At 67.3% G+C, this 23,334-nt stretch carries 18 protein-coding genes; 13 read left to right on the top strand and 5 right to left on the bottom strand.

Features of this window, described 5'->3' with window-relative positions:
* Positions 1-12 precede the first annotated feature (12 nt).
* A complete protein-coding gene (locus K2O51_RS00320) occupies positions 13-852 on the bottom strand; it encodes an IclR family transcriptional regulator (RefSeq protein ID WP_220630331.1) in 840 nt (279 codons plus the stop codon).
* Positions 849-1,643: an IclR family transcriptional regulator gene (locus tag K2O51_RS00315; protein WP_011300335.1), complete on the bottom strand. Its 795-nt coding sequence runs from the start codon at positions 1,641-1,643 to the stop codon at positions 849-851. Before K2O51_RS00315 ends, K2O51_RS00320 begins: the two co-directional genes overlap by 4 nt.
* Positions 1,644-1,931: 288 nt before the next feature.
* On the opposite strand from K2O51_RS00315, the gene K2O51_RS00310 reads away from it, so the two are divergent.
* From K2O51_RS00310 to K2O51_RS00295, 4 genes are all read left to right on the top strand, one after another.
* Complete coding sequence (locus K2O51_RS00310; protein WP_220630330.1) at positions 1,932-2,891, top strand: MBL fold metallo-hydrolase; 960 nt, start codon at positions 1,932-1,934, stop codon at positions 2,889-2,891.
* A gap of 52 nt (positions 2,892-2,943) precedes the next feature.
* Positions 2,944-4,683, top strand: a complete 1,740-nt coding sequence (locus K2O51_RS00305; RefSeq protein WP_220630329.1) for an FAD-dependent oxidoreductase — start codon at positions 2,944-2,946, stop codon at positions 4,681-4,683.
* Between the two features lie 37 nt (positions 4,684-4,720).
* Complete coding sequence (locus K2O51_RS00300; protein WP_011300338.1) at positions 4,721-4,966, top strand: DUF2783 domain-containing protein; 246 nt, start codon at positions 4,721-4,723, stop codon at positions 4,964-4,966.
* Positions 4,967-5,071: 105 nt separating this feature from the next.
* Positions 5,072-6,394, top strand: coding sequence for an MFS transporter (locus K2O51_RS00295; RefSeq protein ID WP_220630328.1), 1,323 nt, complete (start codon positions 5,072-5,074; stop codon positions 6,392-6,394).
* A gap of 57 nt (positions 6,395-6,451) precedes the next feature.
* Here K2O51_RS00295 and K2O51_RS00290 read toward each other — a convergent pair whose 3' ends face one another.
* Positions 6,452-6,760 carry a hypothetical protein gene (locus tag K2O51_RS00290; protein WP_011300340.1) on the bottom strand — a complete coding sequence of 103 codons (309 nt, stop codon included), beginning with the start codon at positions 6,758-6,760 and terminating at the stop codon, positions 6,452-6,454.
* 186 nt (positions 6,761-6,946) lie between these two features.
* On the opposite strand from K2O51_RS00290, the gene K2O51_RS00285 reads away from it, so the two are divergent.
* Positions 6,947-7,171: a DUF2188 domain-containing protein gene (locus K2O51_RS00285; RefSeq protein ID WP_011300341.1), complete on the top strand. Its 225-nt coding sequence runs from the start codon at positions 6,947-6,949 to the stop codon at positions 7,169-7,171.
* 85 nt (positions 7,172-7,256) lie between these two features.
* Here the strand turns inward: K2O51_RS00285 and K2O51_RS00280 are convergent, their stop codons facing one another.
* Positions 7,257-7,793, bottom strand: coding sequence for a BON domain-containing protein (locus K2O51_RS00280; protein WP_220630327.1), 537 nt, complete (start codon positions 7,791-7,793; stop codon positions 7,257-7,259).
* A gap of 264 nt (positions 7,794-8,057) precedes the next feature.
* Here K2O51_RS00280 and K2O51_RS00275 point away from each other — a divergent pair, with 264 nt between their 5' ends.
* Genes K2O51_RS00275 through K2O51_RS00265 form a run of 3 tightly spaced genes read left to right on the top strand, consistent with a single transcriptional unit; the run spans position 8,058 to position 9,231 of the window.
* Positions 8,058-8,648 (top strand): DUF421 domain-containing protein, encoded by a 591-nt coding sequence (locus K2O51_RS00275; protein WP_220630326.1) that lies wholly within the window; start codon positions 8,058-8,060, stop codon positions 8,646-8,648.
* A complete protein-coding gene (locus tag K2O51_RS00270; RefSeq protein ID WP_220630325.1) occupies positions 8,645-8,887 on the top strand; it encodes a hypothetical protein in 243 nt (80 codons plus the stop codon). The genes K2O51_RS00275 and K2O51_RS00270 overlap by 4 nt, the downstream gene beginning before the upstream one ends.
* The gene (locus tag K2O51_RS00265) at positions 8,884-9,231 is read left to right on the top strand and encodes a hypothetical protein (protein ID WP_011300344.1); all 348 of its coding nucleotides are present in this window, start codon (positions 8,884-8,886) and stop codon (positions 9,229-9,231) included. The genes K2O51_RS00270 and K2O51_RS00265 overlap by 4 nt, the downstream gene beginning before the upstream one ends.
* A 72-nt stretch (positions 9,232-9,303) precedes the next feature.
* On the opposite strand, the gene K2O51_RS00260 is transcribed toward K2O51_RS00265, so the two are convergent.
* Complete coding sequence (locus tag K2O51_RS00260; protein ID WP_220630324.1) at positions 9,304-9,570, bottom strand: hypothetical protein; 267 nt, start codon at positions 9,568-9,570, stop codon at positions 9,304-9,306.
* Between the two features lie 322 nt (positions 9,571-9,892).
* Between K2O51_RS00260 and K2O51_RS00255 the strand changes: the two genes are divergently transcribed.
* The 5 genes from K2O51_RS00255 to malQ are packed head-to-tail and all read left to right on the top strand — an operon-like array spanning position 9,893 to position 23,317.
* Positions 9,893-13,243 carry an alpha-1,4-glucan--maltose-1-phosphate maltosyltransferase gene (locus K2O51_RS00255; protein WP_220630323.1) on the top strand — a complete coding sequence of 1,117 codons (3,351 nt, stop codon included), beginning with the start codon at positions 9,893-9,895 and terminating at the stop codon, positions 13,241-13,243.
* A 33-nt stretch (positions 13,244-13,276) separates the two neighbouring features.
* Positions 13,277-16,642 carry a maltose alpha-D-glucosyltransferase gene (treS, locus tag K2O51_RS00250; protein WP_220630322.1) on the top strand — a complete coding sequence of 1,122 codons (3,366 nt, stop codon included), beginning with the start codon at positions 13,277-13,279 and terminating at the stop codon, positions 16,640-16,642.
* Positions 16,639-18,891: a 1,4-alpha-glucan branching protein GlgB gene (gene glgB, locus K2O51_RS00245; protein WP_011300348.1), complete on the top strand. Its 2,253-nt coding sequence runs from the start codon at positions 16,639-16,641 to the stop codon at positions 18,889-18,891. The genes treS and glgB overlap by 4 nt, the downstream gene beginning before the upstream one ends.
* Entirely contained in the window at positions 18,888-21,119 is a 2,232-nt protein-coding gene (gene glgX / locus K2O51_RS00240) for a glycogen debranching protein GlgX (protein WP_140950974.1), read from the top strand. Before glgB ends, glgX begins: the two co-directional genes overlap by 4 nt.
* Complete coding sequence (malQ, locus tag K2O51_RS00235) at positions 21,116-23,317, top strand: 4-alpha-glucanotransferase (protein WP_220630321.1); 2,202 nt, start codon at positions 21,116-21,118, stop codon at positions 23,315-23,317. Before glgX ends, malQ begins: the two co-directional genes overlap by 4 nt.
* Positions 23,318-23,334: the final 17 nt, after the last annotated feature.

Here is a 23,334-nt window from a genome sequence, read left to right as displayed (position 1 = left end):
GCAAAGGGAAGTTCAGCGCGGCGTCTGCACGGCCCCGAAGCGCCACGACAGCCGGTGCGCCGCGTGGCGCACCAGATCCGCGGTAGCCCCCTGCGTGCCGCTGTCGAAACTGCCTGTGGACCCCATCACCGCCACCACTAGCGCCAGGCTGCCCGTGTGATCGAACACGGGCGCCGCCAGCGTGTCGATGCCGGGCACAGGCCGGCTCAGCGCATTGTCGACCTGTCCGGCACGAACGTGCGCTAGCCGGTCGGCGTAGTCCGGTACAAGGCCCCCGCCATCGAGCAGCACATCGGCGCGCCGCACGCCGGCCATGCGCAGGTCGTCACGCTCCAGCAAGCCAGCCAGTACGTTCTCCGGCAAATAGGCCGCCATGGTGCGGCCGATCGCGGTATTGACCAGCGACAGCACCGTGCCGACGCGCAGGCTCACATGCTGCGGCCGCGCCGATTCCTCAAGCCGCACCACGGTCGGCCCCAGCGGCCCGAGCACCGCCATGGCCACGCTCAGGCCCGTGGCCTCCGCCAGTTCGATGATCTCGGGCTCCGCCTCGCGCGTGGGCGACAGGCGCTGCAGCGCGATCAGGCCGAGTTCCAGGCTGAGCGGCCCGCACAGGAAGTTGCCGGCGGCATCGCGCGCCAGCAGCCCTGTCTTCTGCAGGCTGACCAGATGCGGAAACGCCTTGGCCGGCGCCATGCCCGCGGCCTGCGCAAGGTCGCGCAACGGCAGCGGCCGGCCTGCCGCCACCAGCGCCGCCAGCAATTGGCCGGTACTGTCGAGCGACTGGATGCCGCGTTGGGGCTTCCCGCCGTCAGCGGCTTTGTCATCGTTCGGGGCGGCTTGCGTCGTCATGCTTGTCCAAGGTCTGCGCTGATGGCCCTGGCAGTGGCCCGCAGCGCCTTTGCCACCGGTCCTTGCCAGTCGACGTCGATGGCGCCCGTCGATCCCACCACGGTCAGCACCAGCCGCAATGCGCCATCCGTATCGAGCACCGGTACGCTGAGGCTGCTCACGGCCGGGCTTGGCGTGTCGATGCTGCGCTCCATGCCGCGTGCGTGGATTGCCTGCAGCCTGTCGTCGAACGCTGCCGCATCGGCCGCTGTGGCATGCGGTTGCTGCTGTCGCCATATCGCGTCCCAGCGCGTGCGCGGCTCGAATGCGCAATACACGCGTCCCGTCGCCGTCGCGGCCAGCGCCATCACGGTGCCGACGTGCAGGTTGACATGGAGCGGCGCCGCGGCCGGCACATAGCGCACGATGGCGGGCCCGTGCGGGCCGGCGATGCTGATCGCCACGCTGAAGCCGGTCGCCTCGGCCAGTTCATCCACGCGTGGCACGGCGGCGCGGTAGGCAGCGTCGGAATCGAGATGCAGCATGCCCAACTGCAGCGAAAGCGGACCCGGTTCGTAGCGGCCCGACAGATGATCGCGCTTGATTAGCCCGAGCCGCGTCAGGCTGACCAGATAGGCATGGGCCTGGGCAGGCGCTAGCTGTGCGGCGTCCGCGAGTGAGGCCAGCGTCATCGGCGCGCGCCCGGCGGCCAGCGCGCCCAGGAAGCGGCCGGCGACCTCCACGCTCTGGATGCCGCGCTGCACCTTTTCCTCGCCTTCCGCCTGCGCCGTCTTGCGCCCCGCTGCCGCCATCGTCCTCTCCGGAAACCCCAGATATTAATCGAACGTCACCGGCACCGGCTCCCGGCATCGGTGTTTACCCGCGCATTTTCCATCCGCCCCGTAAATTAACCATACGCTAACCGCTTAGCTATTGATTAATTTAGCCCGGTTTCCTAAGATGACAGTACCCCCGTCGCACAGCGCGCCGACCGGCGCTGCGACAGAACCAAGATCCATGAAAACGGGGCGAGACAGCTGCAGTACCGCATACGGCTTATGCGGCTGCCTCGCCCTGCCCCCACCAAAAGGACCGACAGCATGAGCAAGGCATTCGCATCCCAGGCCGACCTGGAAGCCAAGCAGATCACCTTCACCCAGTTGTCCGAGAACGCCTATGCCTACACGGCCGAAGGCGACCCCAACTCGGGCGTGATCATCGGCGACGACGGCGTGCTGATCGTCGACACCACCGCCACGCCGGCCATGGCGCAAGACCTGATCGCCAGGATCCGGTCGGTCACCGACAAGCCGATCAAGTACGTGGTGCTGTCGCACTACCATGCGGTGCGCGTACTGGGCGCATCGGCGTACTTTGCCGAGGGCGCGCAGCAGGTCATCGCCAGCCGCGGTACCTATGAAATGATCGTCGAGCGTGGCGAGGCCGACATGAAGTCGGAAATCGAACGCTTCCCACGTCTGTTTGCCGGCGTGGAGACCGTGCCGGGCCTGACCTGGCCGACGCTGGTGTTCGAGAAGGAAATCACCCTGTACCTCGGCAAGCTGGAAGTCCGCATCGCCCACCTGGGCTCTGGTCACACCAAGGGCGACACGGTGGTATGGCTGCCGTCGCAGAAGGTGCTGTTCTCGGGCGACCTGGTCGAATACGACGCGGCTTGCTACTGCGGCGACGCCCAGCTCGCCGAGTGGCCCGCCACGCTCGATGCGCTGGCCGCGCTGCAGCCCGAAAAACTCGTGCCCGGCCGCGGCCCGGCGCTGACCACGCCCGAAGAGGTCAGCAAGGGCATCACCTACACCAAGGACTTCGTCACCACGCTGTTCCAGGCCGGCAAGGAAGCCGTAGCCGACAAGCTCGACCTGAAGGCCGCCATGGCACATACGCGGCTGGCGATGGACCCGAAGTTCGGCCAGGTCTTCATCTACGAGCATTGCCTGCCGTTCGACGTCTCGCGCGCATTTGACGAGGCCAGCGGCATCGGCCACCCGCGCATCTGGACGGCCCAGCGCGACAAGGAAATGTGGGCGGCTCTGCAGGACTGACGCGCAGACGATACATACAAGAGACTGAACGAGAGTGGACGGAGACATAGGCATGACCATCGCCAGCGCCATTGATTACCAGCGCCTGTCATTCGAGTACCAGCCGTGCGCGGACCAGCGCGACGGGCAAGCGGGCGGCGCGGTCCATCCTGTCGTCGTGGTCGGTGCCGGGCCTATCGGCCTGGCCACGGCCATCGACCTGGCGCAGCGCGGCGTGCGCGTGGTGCTGGTCGATGACGACTGCACGCTGTCAACGGGATCGCGCGCGATCTGCTTCGCCAAGCGGACGCTGGATATCTTCGACCGCCTGGGCTGCGGCCAGCGCATGGTGGATACGGGCGTGAGCTGGAACGTCGGCCGCGTCTTCCTGCGCGACCAGCAGGTCTACAGCTTCGATCTGTTGCCCGAAGCGGGCCATCACCGCCCCGCTTTCATCAACCTGCAGCAGTATTACGTAGAAGGTTACCTGCTTGAACGCGCGCAGGAACTTCCCAATATCGAGATCCGGTGGCGCAACAAGGTCGTCGGGCTCGAACAGCGCCAGCCCGGCACGCCCGAAGAGACGGTCGCGCTGACCATCGAGACGCCGGACGGTTGCTACACGCTCGCTGCCCGCTACGTAGTCGCAGCCGACGGCTCGCGCAGCCCGGTGCGCAAGCTGCTGGGCCTGGACAGCAAGGGCCGGACCTTCAAGGACCGCTTCCTGATTGCCGATGTGAAGATGGAGGCTGACTTCCCCGCCGAACGCTGGTTCTGGTTCGACCCGCCGTTCCACCCGCATCAGTCTGTGCTGCTGCACCGCCAGCCCGACAACGTCTGGCGCATCGACTTCCAGCTCGGCTGGGACGCCGATCCCGTGCTGGAGAAAACGCCGGAACGCGTGATTCCGCGTGTGCAGGCGCTGCTCGGCCCGGATGCGAAATTCACGCTCGAGTGGGTCAGCGTCTACACGTTCTCGTGCCTGCGCATGGACAGCTTCCGGCATGGCAACGTGCTGTTTGCCGGCGATTCCGCGCACGGTGTCTCCCCGTTCGGTGCGCGCGGCGCCAACAGCGGCGTGCAGGATGCCGAGAACCTCGCGTGGAAGCTCGCTTATGTGCTGGACGGCCGCGCCGCGGACAGCCTGCTCGATACTTACGCGAGCGAACGCGAGTACGCAGCCGACGAGAACATCCTGAACTCCACCCGCTCGACCGATTTCATCACGCCCAAGAGCGAGGTCAGCCGCGTATTCCGCGATGCGGTGCTGGGCCTGGCCCGGCGCCACGCGTTTGCGCGCAAGCTCGTCAACAGCGGCCGCCTGTCAGTGCCTGCGGTGCTGCACGGCTCGCCGCTCAACACGCCGGACGTCGATGGCTTCGGCGGTACGATGGTGCCGGGCACGGCCTGCGTGGATGCCCCCGTTTCCGACGCGCATGGTGCGGGCTGGCTGCTCCAGCATCTCGGTGGGGAATTCACGGGGCTGGTGTTCGGCTCGCCCGACAGCTTCGACGGCGATAGCCGCCTTGCGCTCGAACAGATCGAAAAGTCGGGCCTGCCGCTGCGCATCGTGTACCTCGGCACATCGACGCAAGCCGTGTCCGGTACCGCGATTCTGCGTGACGACGAAGGTCTTGCGGCTCAGCGTTACAACGCCGCGCCGGGCACCTTCTACCTGATCCGGCCGGACCAGCATGTCTGCGCACGCTGGCGCCGCATCGACGCGCAGCGTATCCGCGACGCACTGGCGCGCGCAAGCGGTGCGCAATTGCCCGCGAGCAAGGCCCATGAATCGGCCGCGATGGCGGCATAAGCCAACCCGCCGCCATACAGAATTCGGAGACATCGCCATGCCGGCCCACGCCCAAGACACCCAGGCGCACACGCTCAACACCGAGCCCAACCTCGCACGTCCTGACGACTTCTATGAAGCGCTGATCGACATGCACCGCGATCTCGATGACGCGCAAAGCCAGGCGGCCAACGCGCAGCTCATCCTGTTGCTGGCCAACCATATCGGCGACCACGACGTATTGCTCGCCGCGATGCACGCCGCACGCGAAGGCATCGCGGGCGATACCACCACCGCGAACTGACCCTGCGGGCACGCCGCGCGCGTGCCCCACCCCTTCCCGCACCGACCCGTTGCGAAGGCGTAGAAAACGCCGGCGCGGGCGGCGCTCACACCGGAGACAAAGCAAATGAGCAATCTGGCCTCAGGGGCGATTGCGGCCCCCGCTTACGCCGCGCACGAAGAAGACGCGCTGTATCGCAAGATCTGGCTGCGCCTGATCCCGTTCCTGTTCGTGTGTTACGTGGTGTCATTCCTGGACCGCATCAACATCGGCTTTGCGCAGTTGCAGATGAAGCAGGATCTCGGCTTCAGCGATGCCATGTACGGCCTCGGCGCGGCGGTCTTCTACGTCGGCTACGTGCTGTGCGAAGTGCCCAGCAACATGCTGCTCGCACGCTTCGGTGCGCGCCGCACGTTTACGCGCATCATGGTGCTGTGGGGCGTGGCATCGGTCGGCATGATGGCGGTGTCCTCGCCGACGCAGTTCTATACGCTGCGCTTCCTGCTAGGCGTATTCGAGGCCGGTTTCTTTCCCGGCATCGTGCTCTACCTGACGTACTGGTTTCCCGCAAAGCGCCGCGCCGCCGTCATGGCGATCTTCTTCGCGGGCGTGGCGATCGCAGGTGTGCTGGGCGGACTGGTGTCCGGCTGGATCATGCGCGACATGGCCGGCGTGTTCGGCATGCAGGGCTGGAAATGGATGTTCGCGATCGAAGGTGCGCCGGCCATCGTGCTCGGCGTGATCGCCGCGTTCTTCCTGGTCGATGAGCCGCGCCAGGCAAGCTGGCTCAGCGACGGCGAAAAGGCGTTCCTGGAGCGTGCCCGCGCGCAGGATCACGGCGTCAAGGCGCATTCGCTGCAGGCGCTGCTGCAGGTGCTGCGCAACCCGCGCGTGTACCTGTTCGCGTTCATCTATTTTTCGCTGACCTGTGGCTCGCTGGCGCTGAGCTTCTGGATGCCGCTGATGATCCGAGACTTCGGCATTACTGATGTCGTTTCCATCAGCCTCTATTCGGTCGTGCCCAATGCGGTTGGCGCGGTTGGCCTGATCCTGATCGCGCGGCACTCGGACCGCAGCGGTGAACGCCACCGGCATTTCCTGCTGTGTACGGTCGGCGGCGCACTGGCGCTGGCTGCGCTCACGTTGCACCTGCAGAGCCTGGCGGCGATGCTGGCGATCCTGTCCATGGCCGCAGTACTGATCTTTGCCGCACTGCCGGTGTTCTGGTCGCTGCCGCCGTCGCATCTGCCCGCAAGCGGCGCCGCAGCCGGCATCGCCTTTATCAGCAGCGTCGGCATCACGAGCGGCATTGTCAGCCCATGGGTGATCGGCCAGATCAAGGTTCAGACAGGAAGCCTCGACAATGCGCTGTACCTGCTGGCGGCCTTGCTGGTGGCAAGCGGAGTGTCGATGTGGCTTGGCGTGCCGCGCCAGGCCGAGCACGCTTGACGGCCGGCACGCTGCATTCAACTACGCCCGACGGGAAGCCATCGGGCGCTTGCCATCTCAGTGCGGATGGCTGCACGGAATCACTGCGGCAATCTCCTCGCGCATGACCTCCACTACATCGTCGATCTCGAGCCCTTCCGCGGTGACGAGTACTTCGGGGCCACGGCTGATCGCGTAGACTACGCCGCGCCAGCGCCCGGCGTCCACCACTTCGCTGAGCCGGATATCGAACTCGGTGTCCTGGTCCTGGCTGTAGACCGTCACGAGGTCCCCGATCTGGGGCATCCAGCCCACATCGCCATCAAAAGCGCGGGCCACCACAGTCACTGGAGACTGCGTCAGTCCCCGCGCAAATCTTGCACGCATGGCTTGCTCCTTTGCAGGCGATCGTCGTCCAGCTTAGCTTATAAGAGCAAGCACAAATGACCAGAAATTTCCGCCCGATGTCGGCTTTGCTGCTCCCGTCTTGTCAGATGGTGACCGATAGACATCCCTGCCACAGGCGCCACAATAGATGTAGCGCCGCAACCATCGGCGCTTCAGGAGACAGAGATGGGCAGCAACCTACACGTTGTCCCGTACGGAAACGGCTGGGATGTGATTCACGAAGGCGCGCGCTACGCCGAATCCCACCATGCCACGCAGCAAGCCGCGATCAGCGCCGCCACTGCGCTGGCACGGCGGAAGAAGGTGGACCTGCTGGTCCACGCACCCGACGGCAGTGTACGGACGTTTGGCTGCAACGTGGGTCCGGATCTGAGCGCGATCGCGGGTTGAAGATTGCCGGTTGAACGGCACTGAGTTGCCCGGTGAGGGAAGCCACGGCGTCCCGCACCGCGCGCGATGCAGGGCGCCGCGCCGGCTACCGGCTTACCCGCAGTCGATTGAACAGGTCGCGCACGCCGAAGACGTCGTCGACGATATCCTCCACACGGTACTTCTGCAGGCGGTCCGGCACGCAGCCTTCCAGCGTGACCACGCCGCTGTCAACGCGAACCTCCACATCCTTCACATCGAGACGGCCACTGCGCGTCAGCCGGTCGCATATGTCCTCCAGGATCCGCTCGTCGCTGCGCTGGTAGCCACGCGGTCCCTGGGGCCGGTAACGCTCGCCAGCGTATTGTCCGTGTCCGCTGCGCGATGCGCGTTCGTTGACCCCCGTGAACTGATCGTAGGCGTCCGCTTGCGAAGGCGCGTCGTACCGGAACTGGCCATGGCCCTCCGGGCTTTGCGCCCATTCGCCACGACTGCGAGGCTCCGCCAGTTCGGCCGGATCTACCGGCTGGTCGTAGTCGAAAATGCCATACGCGCCCACGTAATGGCTGCGCATGTCGGCATCCGCAAGCGGCGGTTCGCGCCATGGCATCTCCGGTGCTGATGGTTTGCGGCTTCGATCCATGTCTGTCTCCGTCGATTTGCTGTCCGGCCCTCAGGCGCGCCGGGGTCACAGCGCCGCCACGCAAGATGGAAGCCACGTCGCCGCCGGCACGGAGGTGCGCGCGACGGCCACCTGGGCGGGCAGGAATTACAAGATGCGCTGGGTCCGGATGTACTTTCTGCTGCCCGCAAGGGCATAAACCTCGCGAAACGACGGCAAGGTGACCTGACGGGCTGGCACGAAACCTGCCGCCGCGTCAGTCATCGCGAACCCACACAGAGCGCCATGGATTCATTGAACGGCTTCATGCACGCCGTGCTCGGCGAAGGCGACCACCTCGCCTGGTGGCAGGGGGCTGTGCGTGCCGTCATTGTGTTTCTCGCGACCTGGCTGCTACTGCGCGTAGCTGGCCGCAGGTCGTTTGCGCAGAAGACTGCGTTCGACCTGTGCGTGGTGTTGCTGCTCGGCGCAGTGCTTTCACGCGCCGTCGTCGGCGCCACGTCGTTCCCGACCGCGTTTGCCGCCGCGCTTATGCTGGTGCTGATGCACCGCGGGGTGGCCTGGCTGTCGTCGCGCTATCCCAGGTTCGACCGCTTCACGAGCGGGCAGGCGATCGACCTGCTCAAGGACGGCGATGTCGACCATGCCCGCGTCGCACAGGCCATGGTCAGCGAGGAGGATCTGAAGGCCAATCTGCGGTCGTCGCTGCAGGCCGAAACGCTGGAGGGTATCAGCCGTGTCGTGCTCGAGCGCAATGGCGTCCTGACGTTCGTGCGGGAAAAGAACAAGCGAGGCCCTGAAACTGGCCACCCCACGGAAACCCACGCGCCGGGGAAGATCAACGGCGCATCGGTCACCCGCTTGCCCGGACGATGAACAGCCTGCCATTCGCTGCCATCGCCCACCTGAATCCGTGCCGCACCGTGCGCCCGGCCCGAATTGCGGGCCGCGGCGGCATGCCGCGAACCACCGTGCGCGAGGCCGCCGCCAATTGGGCGCTGGGGCGGCTGTGCCACTACTGCGAACTGGCCCGACGTGGCAACACCAGCCGTGGCAGCCAGAACACCAGCGCCGTCCGCTCGTCCCATGACGACAACTGGAGAAGACCGCTATGAAACGCACCCTCGCCACCAGCGCGCTGGTCATTAGTACCGCGCTTTGCCTGCCGGCGTACGGCCAGCAGGCCCCCGCATCGCCCAATGTGCCGAACCCGAGCCAACCCCCGACCTCCATGGAAGGCGCGCCTGGCGGGCGCAATGCACCTGCCGCGACGGATATGAACTCGGGCACCGGCACCAGCACAGCGACCGACCAGAAGATGCACAAGGCGCCAAGCAAGCAATCCGGCACCACCGCTCGCCACAAGAAGCCACGTGAACAAGGGACACCGCCCGCACCGACTGCGGAAGCGCCGAGCGGCCCGAAGGGGGATTCTCCGAATCCGTTGCCGAAGCAGTAAGCTGGCCGGCACCATCGGCAACAGGCGCCAGTCGTGGCTGACAGCGGCAAACATCTCCGCCGTCAGCCCGTTTCATCGGGAACCCGACCTCCCCGTCTCGCGCCAGGTCTTGTCCGCCTTGCGCATGCCGCGCACATTCATTGCCACCAGTGCCACCTGCAGCAGCATCAGCGCGTACGCGTCGCCCTGCCAGCCCCATGCGATCCACAGGAGGTTGCTGACGAGAAATATCCAGAACCCGGCGCGCCGCCGCGCGACCGAACGCGATCCCACGAACCAGGTCGCGATCACGGTGGCCACCATGGCCGGCCACTGCATGGCTTCCAGCCAGTCTTGCATGTCTGCTCCCCGCTGCATGGCTGGCCTGCCAGCGAGCATGAAGCGTACCTGGCCCCGCTACGCGCGCACATCACGGGCGCTATCTGCACCAGGGCAATTTTTTCAAACGCGGGGGTGGCGGCTGCACCTTTTACACGGACTACCCGGACGAACGTCCACGCCGGTTGCACACCGCCCCGCCGCTCGCCGTTGCCGGCGTTAGTAGCGCGGGGTTGGGCCGGCACGGAATCGGCCTTGGCACGCACTTCGCATGGCTTCAGTCCAATTGTGTACTGCCTGGGGATACGGGGCATGCAGGCCCAACCAGCCAAGGGAATACTACGTGCGGATCTGCCAGATCACTCTCGACCGAACTTCCGACCAGCCCGACACGCAGCACGATGCACTGCGGCGTGTCGCCGCGCTGGGCTTTGACCACGTCCTGCTTTCCGGCCGGCCCGCCGTTGTGCCGGCCAACCGGGACGCCCTGCCTGAGTTGTCAGCGCTGTGCGCGCTCTGCGCCCGGCACGGCCTTACGCCACTGCTCGACGTTTCGCTGGACCGCTATCAGGACAACGGCGCCGCCGTGATGGATCCCGCGTGGATCGATCACGCCGCGCCCGCCTTCGCCCCGCACGATACCGACAATCACCTGCCCGGCGCGCGACTGCGCTGGCACGGGTCAGACGTGGCTACCGCTCTAGTCGATTGGTGGGCCATGCAGTTGCGTGCGGCAATGGCAGCAGGAGTTGCCGGCTTTTGCCTGCGCGCGCCAGCGCGCGTGCCTGGACGCCACTGGGCCGCACTGACCGGGGCGTTGCGTGGCGACGCCGGGACACAGCAGGCCAGGCGGCCTCTCTTCCTGGCCTGGACACCAGGGCTGACTCCGGCGCAACTGGAAGGCCTCTTGCCGGGGCAGTTCGATGGCGCGTTCTGTTCCCTGCCGTGGTGGGACTATCGCAGCGCGTGGCTGACCGAGGAAATCGCGCGACTGCGGCCTTTCGGGCGCGTGCTGGCAGCGCCAGCACAGTCCCCAGCGAGCCAGGATGCCCTGTCCGCACGCCGTGCGTTGTGGACGGCGGCCGCCATTGGCGACGGCCTGCTGGTGCCGGCCGGCTTCGAAACCGGCGGCACGCAGGCGCACGATCCGCTGGCGGACGACGGTGGCGCGCAGGATGGCGCGCCGTATGACATCACCCATGAAGTGCTGCAGGCCAATGCCTGGCTTTCCGCACGCGCGCTGGTGCCTGCGGTGTCGGTACGGCTGCTGAGCGGCCCCGACGCGCCGCTCACCGTGCTCGCCCGCTTGCAGGCACAGGATGGCCTTGATGGCGCGGCACTGCCCGAATCGGCGCTGACCGTGGTCGTCAACCCCGACACGCAGGAGCCGGGCACGCTTGGCGTCGACCGCGTGCTGTCCACGCTGCCGCGCGCTACGGCAAGCCTCGAAGCATCCGACGGCGGCCCGGGCGGCAGCGTCGACGCCGATACGATCCTCGACGCGCTGGCCGACATCACGCTGGCCCCTGCCGATATCCGCCTGTATCGCGCCGTACCCTCGCCGTTGCGACCGGTGGTGCGCGCACCGCAGCCCGGCGAAACGATCACGGCCAGCGGGCTCGGTAGCGTGGTGGCCGCGCTGGCGTCGCCGCGCATTGCGATAGAAGCTGTCGAGCCCGCCTGCGATGCCGGGCGTTTTGCAGTGCGTCGCGTGGTCGGCGAACGGGTCGAGGTCAGCGCCGATATCTGGATGGACGGCCACGACAAGCTGGCAGCCGCCGTCCTGTGGCGTGCGCCCGGTGAGGAAACGTGGCACGAAGCGCCAATGCGGCTGGTGGTCAACGACCGCTGGACCGGCAACTTCCCGCTTGTCGCGCTGGGCCGCCACGAGTTCACGGTCGAGGCGTGGCGCGATGCCTTTGCGAGCTGGCTCGACGAGATCGGCAAGAAGCGCGCGGCAGGCGTAGACATTTCGCTGGAAATCGAAGAAGGCGCCCGGATCGTGGCCGATGCGCTGATGCCCGCGAAGGGCGATGCCCCGCCGCCGGACAGCGATCTCGCGGCGCTGGTCGATGAACTGACCGCCAGTGCCGGCGACGACGCCGCACGCCTCGAGATCCTGCTGTCGCCTCGCACTGCCGCGGTCATGCAGGCCGCCATGCAGAAACCAGAGGGACGCCCGTTCGCGAGCCGGCATCCGGTGCCGCTGCCGGTGGAAGCGGAACGGCTGGCCAGCCGCTTCGCGAGCTGGTATGAACTGTTCCCGCGCTCGGCAAGCGATGACGATCGCCGCCATGGCACCTTCGACGACGTGATCGCGCGCTTGCCCGCCATCCGCGCGATGGGCTTCGATGTGCTGTACTTCCCGCCGATCCACCCGATCGGCAAGACGCACCGCAAGGGCCGCAACAACAGCCTGCGCGCCGGCCCTGAGGAACCCGGCAGCCCCTATGCCATCGGGGCCGAAGACGGCGGACACGATGCGCTGCACTCGCAGCTCGGCACCTTCGAAGATTTCCGGCGGCTGGGGCGCGCGGCGGCAGCGGCGGGTCTGGAGCTGGCGCTGGATTTCGCGATCCAGTGCTCACCTGACCATCCGTGGCTCAGGCAGCATCCCGAGTGGTTCACGCGGCGGCCCGATGGCTCGCTGCGCTACGCCGAAAACCCGCCCAAGAAGTACGAGGACATCGTCAATGTCGACTTCTACGCGGCCGCGCCAGCCGCCGCGGCACTGTGGCAGGCTCTGCGCGACGTGGTGATGTTCTGGGTCGAGCATGGCGTGCGCATCTTCCGCGTGGACAATCCGCACACCAAGCCCTTGCCGTTCTGGGAATGGATGATTGCCGACGTGCGCGCACGGCACCCCGACACCATCTTCCTGGCCGAAGCGTTCACGCGCCCGAAGATGATGGCGCGGCTGGCCAAGCTCGGCTTCACCCAGTCATACACGTACTTCACGTGGCGCAATACGCGCGCCGAACTGACCGAGTACATGACGGAGCTCACGCAGGGGCCGCTGCGCGAGTTCTTCCGCCCGCATTTCTTCGTCAACACACCCGACATCAACCCGTACTTCCTGCATCGTGGCGGACGTCCGGCGTTCCTGATCCGCGCGGCGCTGGCCACGCTGTTGTCCGGCCTGTGGGGCATGTACAGCGGGTTCGAGCTGTGCGAGTCCGCGCCTCTGGTGCTCGACGGCAAGGTGCGCGAGGAATATCTCGACTCCGAGAAGTACCAGATCCGTGCCCGCAACTGGCACCAGCCCGGCAACATCGTGGCGGAAATCACGCGGCTGAACCAGATCCGGCTCGGCCATCCGGCACTCCAAAGCCACCTGGGCCTGCGCATCTATCCCGCGGGCAACGACGCGGTGCTTTACTTCGCGCGCTTCGTGCCCGGCACGGAATCCACATTCGGCGACGACGTGCTGCTCGCGGCGATCAGCATGGACCCGCACGCGCCGCAGGAAGCCACGGTGGAAATCCCGCTATGGGAATGGGGCCTCCCGGATCACGGCAGCGTTGCCGTGCAGGACCTGATGGACGAACACCGCTTCGCATGGCATGGCAAGCGCCAGCGCATCCGCCTTGACCCGGCGCGGCTGCCGTTTGCGCTGTGGCACATCACCCCAATCGGCAAGCCGGTACAGCGCAATGCCAGGCCTCCGGCCTCCGCCGATCCGCACGGCGCATGAAGGCGCGGCGACCGAAGGCATACGGAGATACGGATGAAACGCCTGACCGAACCCGCCAACGCCCTGCTGCTCAACGCGGATCCGCTCTGGTACAAGGACGCGGTGGTCTACCAGCTTCATATCAAGTCCTTCTACGACGCGAACGGCGACGGCGTGGGGGACTTCGCGGGCCTGCTGGCCAAGCTGGACTACCTGGTCGACCTCGGCATTGACACGATCTGGCTGCTGCCGTTCTACCCGTCTCCGCGGCGCGATGACGGCTACGACATTGCGGATTACCGCAACGTGCATCCCGACTACGGCACGCTCGCCGAAGCCCGCCGCTTCGTCGGGGCTGCGCATGCGCGCGGCATCCGCGTCATCACGGAACTGGTCATCAACCACACCTCGGACCAGCATCCGTGGTTCCAGCGCGCGCGCAAGGCCAAGCCGGGCTCCGCCGCGCGCCGCTACTACGTGTGGGCCGACAATGACCAGGCCTATGCCGGCACCCGCATCATCTTCTGCGACACCGAGAAATCGAACTGGAGCTGGGACCCTGTCGCCGGCGCGTACTTCTGGCACCGCTTCTATTCGCACCAGCCCGACCTGAACTTCGACAACCCGCAGGTCATGAACGAGGTGCTGTCGGTCATGCGGTTCTGGCTGGACATCGGCGTGGACGGGCTGCGGCTGGACGCGGTGCCTTACCTCGTCGAACGCGAAGGCACCACGAACGAGAACCTGCCCGAGACTCATGCCGCGATCCGGCATATCCGCTCGCATCTCGATTCCCACTACCAGGGACGCGTGCTGCTCGCCGAGGCCAACATGTGGCCAGAAGATGCGCAGCAGTACTTCGGGCGCAGCAGCACCGGCGACAAGGGCGACGAATGCCATATGGCCTTCCACTTCCCGCTCATGCCGCGCATGTACATGGCCATCGCACGCGAAGACCGCTTCCCGATCACCGACATCATGCGCCAGACGCCGGAGCTGCCGACCGACTGCCAGTGGGCGATCTTCCTGCGCAACCATGACGAACTGACGCTCGAGATGGTCACCAGCAGTGAGCGCGACTACCTGTGGGAAGTCTATGCGTCGGACCGGCGCGCACGCATCAACCTTGGCATCCGGCGCAGGCTGGCGCCGCTGATGGAACGCGACCGGCGTCGCATCGAACTGATGAACAGCCTGCTGTTTTCCATGCCGGGCACGCCAGTGATCTACTACGGCGACGAGATCGGCATGGGCGACAACATCCACCTTGGCGACCGGGACGGCGTGCGCACGCCGATGCAGTGGTCGCCCGACCGCAATGGCGGCTTCTCGCACGCGGACCCCGAGCGCCTGGTGCTGCCGCCGCTGCAGGGCCCCCTGTACGGCTACGAGGCCGTCAACGTCGAAGCGCAGGCGCGCGATCCGCATTCGCTGCTCAACTGGATGCGCCGCATGCTGGCGCTGCGGCGCAAGCACCGCGCGTTCGGGCGGGGCACGCTGCGCTTCCTGTTTCCGGGAAACCGCAAGATCCTGGCCTATCTGCGCGAGTACGAAGGCGAGCACATCCTGTGCGTCGCGAACCTGTCGCGGGCGCCGCAGGCCGTGGAACTCGATCTTTCGGCCTTCAACGGGCGCGTGCCGGTGGAGATGATGGGCGCCACGCCGTTCCCCGCGATCGGCACGCTGACCTACCTGCTGACGCTGCCCCCCTATGGCTTCTACTGGTTCGTGCTCAGCGAGGATGCCCATCCGCCTGCCTGGCACGTCTCGGCCCCGGAACAGATGCCCGACCAGATCACGCTCGTGCTGCAGAACAAGGGGCGGCCCGAACTGACGGAGGCCGCGCGCCGCATGCTCAACGATGAAGTGCTGCCGCCCTATATCCGCCGCCGGCGCTGGTTCGGCGCGAAGGACGACAGCATCCAGCGCGCCACACTCGCCTACATGGCCCCGTTCACCAAAGGCACCACAGGCGAGGAAATCTATCTCGGCGAAGTGGAAGTCAGGCTTTCCGGCGGCCGTACCGAGCGCTACCAGCTTCCGCTTGGGGTGCTGTGGGACCGCGAGAGTGCCGATAGCGTGTCCCAGCTGGCGCACGGGCTGTCGATGGCGCGCGTACGCCAGGGCAGCCGGGTAGGACTGGCCACGGATGGCTTCGTGCTGGAACCGTTCGCGCGCGAGGTCATCCGCGCGCTGCGTGCAGACGCCGAACTGCAGGGGCCACAGGAGACCATCCGCTTCCGCTCCGAGCCCGGGCTGTCCGCGGTACAGCCCGAGCAGGAGGAAATCCAGTGGATGTCAGCGGAGCAGTCCAACAGCTCGCTGGCGTACAACAACACGGCCGTGCTCAAGCTGGTGCGGCGCCTCTCCGGCGGCACACATCCGGAAGTGGAGATGACGCGCTACCTGACGGCGCAGGGTTATCCGCATTCCCCTCCCCTGCTGGGCGAGGTGGTCCGGACCGGCGCGGACGGCGTGCCCCATACGCTGATGATGGTGCAGGGCTACATCCTGAACCAGGGCAACGGCTGGGACTGGACGCTCGACTACCTCAGTCGCGTGATCGATGACGCGCTGCCCGCGCAGGAAAGCGCGGACGAGTTCGCCGAAGCGATGAACGGCTACGCCACCATGGCCGGCACGCTCGGCCGACGGCTGGCCGAGTTGCATGCAGTGCTCGCGCGTCCCACCGACGATCCCGCCTTTGCCCCGCGGCCGGCTACCGATGCTGAAACGCGGCAGTGGGCCGAGCAGGCCATGGCGGCTATCACGCATGCACTGGCATTGCTGGAAAAGCGCGCGCAGAACGACCCGAAATCCGCAAGCAAGCGCTTCATGGCCGACGTCGATACGCTGCTGAAGGCGCGCGACGCCCTGCCCGCACTGGTCAACCGGCTTGCCGCAGCCGCGCCCGGCAGCCTGCAGACACGATTCCACGGCGACTTCCACCTGGGCCAGGTGCTGATTGCGCAGAACGACACCTACCTGGTGGATTTCGAAGGCGAGCCGGGTCAGCCACTCGACTGGCGCCGGCGCAAAACCTCGCCACTGCGCGATGTTGCGGGGCTGCTGCGTTCGATCGACTACGCCGCTGCGACCGTTGGCACGGACCGGCAGGAACGCACCCACGCGGAGTTGCCGCCCGCGCTAGCGGAGCGCCGCGGCGGCTTGCTCGAACGCTTCCGCGAAACCGCCAGCGACGCCTTCCTGGGCTGCTACCGGCGTCATATGGAGGCCTCCGGCACGCCGTGGGCCGACAACGCGCAGTTTCAGCCGCTACTCGATCTGTTCCTGCTGGAACGCGCTGCGTACGAAGTCGAATATGAAGCGGCCAATCGCGTCGCCTGGATCGACCTTCCGGCCAGCGGGCTCGCGCGCATGGTGCGCAAGCTCATGGCCGGAAACCTGGAGGCGCAATGAACCGAGTCGACACCCGGCCGCCCGAGCGACGGACGCAAACCATATCCGACGGCGAGTTGGGCGCGCTGGTTGAAGGTCGGCATCGCGATCCGTTTGCGATTCTGGGCCCGCATCGCGACGGCGATACGCTGATCGTGCGCGCCTGCGTGCCCGGGGCGCACTCCGTGATGCTGGCCGATTCGCGGGGTGAACCGCTGGCCCCCATGACGCCGCTGCACGCGGGCGGCGTGTTCACCGGCCGCCTGCCCGCCGGGGTCTCCGTCTACCAGCTCCTGGTCCGCTGGCACAACGGCACTCAGCAGGTGAGCCACGATCCTTATGCGTTCGGACTGCTGCTGGGCGAGCTGGACCTGCACCTCATTGCCGAAGGCCGGCACTTCGAGCTTGGGGCCTGTCTTGGCGCACAGTGGCGCAACGTGGACGGCGTCCAGGGTGTGCGCTTTGCGGTGTGGGCGCCCAACGCCCGGCGCGTGTCGGTCATCGGCGATTTCAACGGCTGGCAGCCCGCGCGGCATCCCATGCGGCTGCGCCACCCGAGCGGCGTCTGGGAACTCTTCATTCCCGAAGCCATGGGCGCGCGGCCCGGCTGCCGCTACAAGTTCGACTTGCTGGACCCGCATGACGCGCAATTGCCCGACAAGGCCGACCCGCTCGCGCTGGCGACCGAGGCGCCGCCAGCAACGGCATCGGTCGTGACGCAGCCGCAGGTTTCCGCGCCTCCGTTCGCGTGGCAGGACGATGAGTGGATGCGCCTGCGCAATGCCGTCGATCCGTATGCGGCGCCGCTGTCGATCTACGAGGTCCACGTCGGCTCCTGGCTGCGCGCGGCCAACGACCCGGCACGCGGCTGGGAGGTGCTGGCCGACCGGCTCATCCCCTATGTCCACGAACTGGGCTTCACGCACATCGAACTGCTGCCCGTGACGGAGCACCCGTTCGGCGGCTCGTGGGGCTACCAACCGCTGTCGCTCTACGCGCCCACGGCGCGACTGGGACCCCCGCAGGCGTTCGCGGCCTTTATCGATCGCTGTCACCGCGACGGCATCGGCGTCATCCTCGATTGGGTACCCGCGCATTTCCCGACGGATCCACACGGGCTGGCGCGCTTCGATGGCACCGCGCTCTACGAGCACGAAGACCCGCGCGAAGGCTTCCACCAGGACTGGAATACGCTGATCTACAACCTTGGGCGCAACGAAGTGCGCGGCTTCCTGCTGGCGGGCGCGCTGCACTGGCTCGAACACTTCCACGTCGACGGCCTGCGCGTCGATGCGGTGGCCTCCATGCTCTACCGCGACTACAGCCGCGCCCCCGACCAATGGGTGCCTAACCGCTTCGGCGGACGCGAGAACCTGGAGGCAGTCGCCTTCCTGCGCGAACTCAACACCGTCGTGCATGAACGCTGCCCCGGCGCGCTCACCATTGCCGAGGAATCCACAGCGTGGCCTGGCGTGACAGCCAGCGCGGCCAGCGGCGGGCTCGGCTTCGACTTCAAGTGGAATATGGGCTGGATGCACGACACGCTGCGCTACCTGTCGCTGGATCCGATTCACCGCGCGTGGCACCACCAGGACATGACGTTCGGCACCGTCTACGCGTGGTCGGAAGCGTTCGTGCTGCCGCTGTCGCACGACGAAGTCGTGCACGGCAAAGGCTCGATGCTGCGCAAGTGCCCGGGCGACGACTGGCAGCGCTTCGCCGGACTGCGCGCCTACTACGGCTTCATGTGGGCCCATCCGGGCAAGAAGCTGCTGTTCATGGGCGGTGAACTGGCCCAGTGGCAGGAATGGAACCACGACGCCGAGCTCGACTGGGCACTGCTCGACCATCCGATGCACCGCGGCGTCCACACGCTGGTGCGCGACCTCAATGCGCTCTACCGGGAGTTGCCTGCCTTGCATGAACTCGACCATTCGCCCGCCGGCTTCCAGTGGGTAGTCGGCGACGATCACCAGAACAGTGTATTCGCGTGGCTGCGCCGTCCGGCGCCCGGCAGCGGAGACGTCGTGCTGGCCGTCACGAATATGACGCCAGTGCCGCGGTACGGCTACCGGATCGGCGTGCCGTCCGAAGGCTGCTGGCATGAGCGGCTCAACACCGACGCGGCGTGTTACGGCGGCAGCAACCTGGGCAATGGCGGTGCCGTGACCGCCGAGCCGGTGCCATCGCATGGACAGGAGGCCTCCGTCTTGCTGACGCTGCCGCCGCTGGCCACGGTGATCCTGCAGCACGCCGGAACGCAGGCATGAACATAGCGCTTCAGGTTCCGGACCGCCTGCTTCCCGGCAAGCCCTATCCGCTCGGCGCGCAATGGGATGGTCTCGGGGTGAACTTCGCCGTGTTCTCAGCCAATGCCTCGCGCATCGACCTGTGCCTGTTCTCGGCAAACGGACGCAAGGAACTGGCGCGCATGCCGCTGCCCGAATGCACGGACGAGATCTGGCATGGCTATCTGCCCAATGCTGCGCTTGGCACCTTGTACGGGTTCCGCGCGTTCGGCCCCTACGACCCCGCGCGCGGGCACCGCTTCAACCCGCACAAGCTGTTACTGGACCCGTACGCACGACGACTCAGCGGGCCGGTGCGCTGGTCCGATGCCCTGTTCGGCTACCGGTTGCAGAGTGCGCGCGCCGACCTCACGCCCGACCGCCGCGACAGCGCGCCGACCATGCCGAAGGCCGTGGTCGTCGACGAAAGCTTCCACTGGGGCGACGACCGGCCGCCCGGCGTGCCCTGGCAGGACACGGTCATCTACGAAGCCCACCTGCGCGGCGTGTCGATGCTGCGCGACGATGTGCTGCCGCACCAGCGCGGCACGTTTGCCGCACTGTGCGACCCGCGCTTTCTCGACCATCTGCTGCGCATGGGCATCACCGCCGTCGAGCTGCTGCCGATACACGCGATCCTGCAGGACCGCTTCCTGCTGGAACGCGGCCTGCGCAATTACTGGGGCTACAACACGCTGTCGTACTTCGCGCCGGAGCCGTCGTACCTGGCGACGGACCAGCTTCACGAGCTCAAGGTCGCCGTGCGGCGCCTGCATGCCGCGGGTATCGAAGTGATCCTGGACGTGGTCTACAACCACACCTGCGAAGGCAACGAACTCGGGCCGACGGTGTCCTGGCGCGGGCTCGACAATGCCAGCTACTACCAGCTCGTGCCCGGCGACGAACGCCATTACCTCAACGACACCGGCTGCGGCAACATGCTGAACCTGCCCCATCCTCGCGTGCTGCAGATGGTGCTCGATTCGCTGCGCTACTGGGTGCAATGCTTCCATGTCGACGGCTTCCGCTTCGACCTGGGTGCGACGCTGGGCCGCGACCACAACGGCTTCGACCCCGGCGCCTCGTTCTTCGACGCAATCCTGCAGGACCCGGTGCTGAGCCGCGTCAAGCTGATCTCCGAACCGTGGGACCTGGGGCCGGGGGGATACCAGCTCGGCAACCATCCGCCCGGCTTTGCCGAGTGGAACGACAAGTTTCGCGACACCGTGCGCCGCTTCTGGCGGGGCGACTCGGGCCAGCGCGGCGAGCTCGCGGCGCGGCTGTCGGGCTCGGCCGACCTGTTCGACCGGCGCCACCGGCGGCCCTGGGCCAGCGTCAATTTCATCACCGCGCATGACGGCTTCACGCTGGCGGACCTGGTCAGCTACAACGGCAAGCACAACGACGACAACGGCGAAGAAAACCGCGACGGGACCGACAACAACTACAGCGCCAACTGGAGCCCCGACGGCAGCGTCGAAGGCCCCACGGACGATCCCGCCATCCTGGCGCTGCGCGCCCGTGTCGCGCAAGCAATGTTGTCCACGCTGCTGCTGGCGCAGGGCACCCCGATGCTGACCGCCGGTGACGAATGGGGCCGCAGCCAGCAGGGCAACAACAATGCGTACTGCCAGGACAACGCGATGTCGTGGCTGGACTGGAAGCAAGCCCAGACGCCGCGCGGACAGGTGCTGCTGCAGATGGTGCGCCGCCTGCTCGCGTTGCGTCTGCGGCTGCCCTCACTCGGCGCCAACCACTTTTCCCACGGCAATCAGGAACCCGCACCGGGGATCGGCGACATTGCGTGGTTCGATACCGAGGGGCAACCACCGAGCCCGGAAGCGTGGGCCGACCCGGAGATCCGCACGCTGGCGCTGCGCCGCGCGGCAGCGCCGCCGCGCTCGGAACGCCTCGAACTTGCCCACCGCGCGACACGAGAAGGACAGCCCGGTCCGGTCAACGTGACCCTGCTGCTGCTCAACGCCGGCGATACCGACGTCGTGTTCCGGCTACCCGAACCGGCACTCGCCTGGCAACTGGTACTGGACAGCAGCCAGCCACAGGCGGAAGCCGGACGGCCGTCGAATGCCATCACGGAGCAGGCCGTGCCTGCCCATTCGCTGGTGCTACTGGCGGCGCAGGCCGCGCCACAACGCTTCGATCATCCGGCAGAGCCCGCACGCGCCGCACCGCAGGAGGCCGCCTCATGAGCCCCAAGACCCCCTCCGATACAGACGCATTGCATGCGCTCGCCGTGCACGTCGGCGTACAGCCACGCTGGCTCGATGCCTGGGGCCGGCCGCAACAGGTTCCGGACGACGCACTGCGGCGCATACTGCAGGGCCTGGCGCTGTCCTGCGACACGCCCGCGCAATGCCGGGCCTCCGGCGCACGCCTCGATGCGGAAGACGCCGCGCTGGGACTGCCCCCGCTGATCACGGCGGACCCGGGTGAGCCCATTGATATTCCCTGGCCCAATGGCGCCGAAGCCAGGCCGTACCGGATCCAACTCGAGGACGGCAGCCACCTCGACGGCACCGCGCAGCCTGCCGGGAACGGGACGCTGCGCCTGTCGCCCGTGGCCGTGTGTGGCTACCACTGCCTGCACATCGGCGAGGCGGAGACCGTCCTGGCCGTCGCCCCGCCGCGCTGCTTCGGCGTGGAGGACGCACTGCGCGAAGCCGGCCGCCGCACAGCGGGCGAACGCGCATGGGGCCTGGCCGTGCAGCTCTATGCGCTGCGTCGCGGCGCACCGACTGGCATGGGCGACCTGACCGCGCTCGCACAGTGCTGCGAGGCCGCTGCCCGCCAGCACGCGGATGCGGTGGCAATCAACCCGCTCCATGCTGGCTTTGCCGCGCTGCCGGATCGCTACAGCCCTTACTCGCCGTCCAGCCGGCTGTTCCACAACCCGCTCTACGCCGACCCGGCGGCGGCATTCGGCCAGGAAGCGGTCGATAGCGCGATGGCGGCGCTTAACGTCGGCACGGCATTCGCGCAGCATGAGTCGCGCAGCGAGATCGATTGGGCGAACATCTCGCGCCTGCGCCTTTCGGTGTTGCGCTGGCTATGGCAGCACCGTGCGCACCTCTTGCCGCAAGCGTCGCTGGATGCGTGCGCCGCGTTCCGTGCACGCGGCGGCACGGCGCTGCACGACCACGCGTGCTATGAGGCGATCCAGGCGAGCCGCCTCGGCGAGGCAGCCAACCCCATGAACGCCAACGGCTCCGCGGACTGGCGTTGCTGGCCCGTGACGCTGCGGTCCCCGACCGATGCAGCCGTGACCGCGTTCGCAGTCGCGCATCCGCAGGAGATCGAGTACCACATCTTCCTGCAATGGCTCGCGGACGACGGCCTGGCGCGGGCGCAGCGCGCGGCGCGGGACGCTGGCATGGCCATTGGCGTGATCGGCGACCTCGCAGTCGGCGCCGATCACGGCGGCAGCCAGGCGTGGTCGCGCCAGCAGGACATACTGCCGGGCTTCCACGCGGGCGCGCCGCCCGATGTTTACAACCCGCACGGGCAGGACTGGGGCGTCACCGTATTTTCGCCGCGAAGGCTGCGCCAGCGCGGCTACGGGGCGTTCATCGAGATGCTGCGTGCCAACCTGGCGCATGCGGGCGGCTTGCGCATCGACCACGTGCTGGGGCTGGCGCGCATGTGGCTGGTGCCCGCTGGCGCCTCCGCGCGCGACGGCGCCTATCTCGCCTTCCCGATGCAGGAGTTGTTGCGGCTGGTGGCGCTGGAATCGTGGCGGCACCACGCAATCATCATCGGCGAAAACCTTGGCACGGTGCCGGCGCATCTGGACAGCGCACTCGCCGGGCGCGGCGTGCTGGGCATCGACGTGCTGTGGTTTGAGCGCGAAACACTGAAACCGGACGACAACGACAGCCCGGCGTCTGCAGCCACGGACACGCCGCCGTTCCTGCCCGCCGAAGCGTGGCCGCGGCACGCCGTGGCCACCACGTCTACGCACGACTTGCCCACGGTCGCGGGCTGGTGGCAAGGCCGGGACCTGACATGGCGCGAGCAGTTGGGCCTGCTGGCGCAGGACGAAACGCCGGAAGGCGTACACGCCGCCCGTGTGCGCGAGCGCACGGCGCTGTGGCAGGCGCTGTGCGATGCTGGCCTGGCCAGCGGGACGGCGCCCGATCCGGAGCATCCGCCACTGGACGCCGTGCTGGCCTGGCTGGGCCGCACGCGCACGCCGCTGCGCCTGCTGCCGGTGGAAGACCTGCTTGGCGTGTCCGAGCAGGCGAACCTGCCCGGGACCACGGCAGGCCACCCCAACTGGCAGCGCAGGCTTGACGCGGACGTACGCCGGCTCTTTGACGCCCCGGCAATGCGCACCCGGGCACAGGCCGTGCGTCACGGCCGGGTTCCCGGCCCGCCGCGCCAGCGCTGAACCATCACGCTACGGAG

The organism is Cupriavidus pinatubonensis (assembly GCF_019602855.1).
In the GTDB taxonomy this organism is placed as follows: domain Bacteria; phylum Pseudomonadota; class Gammaproteobacteria; order Burkholderiales; family Burkholderiaceae; genus Cupriavidus; species Cupriavidus pinatubonensis.
Note: the sequence above shows the minus strand (reverse complement) of the source record. Positions and strands in the feature narration are given on the sequence as shown.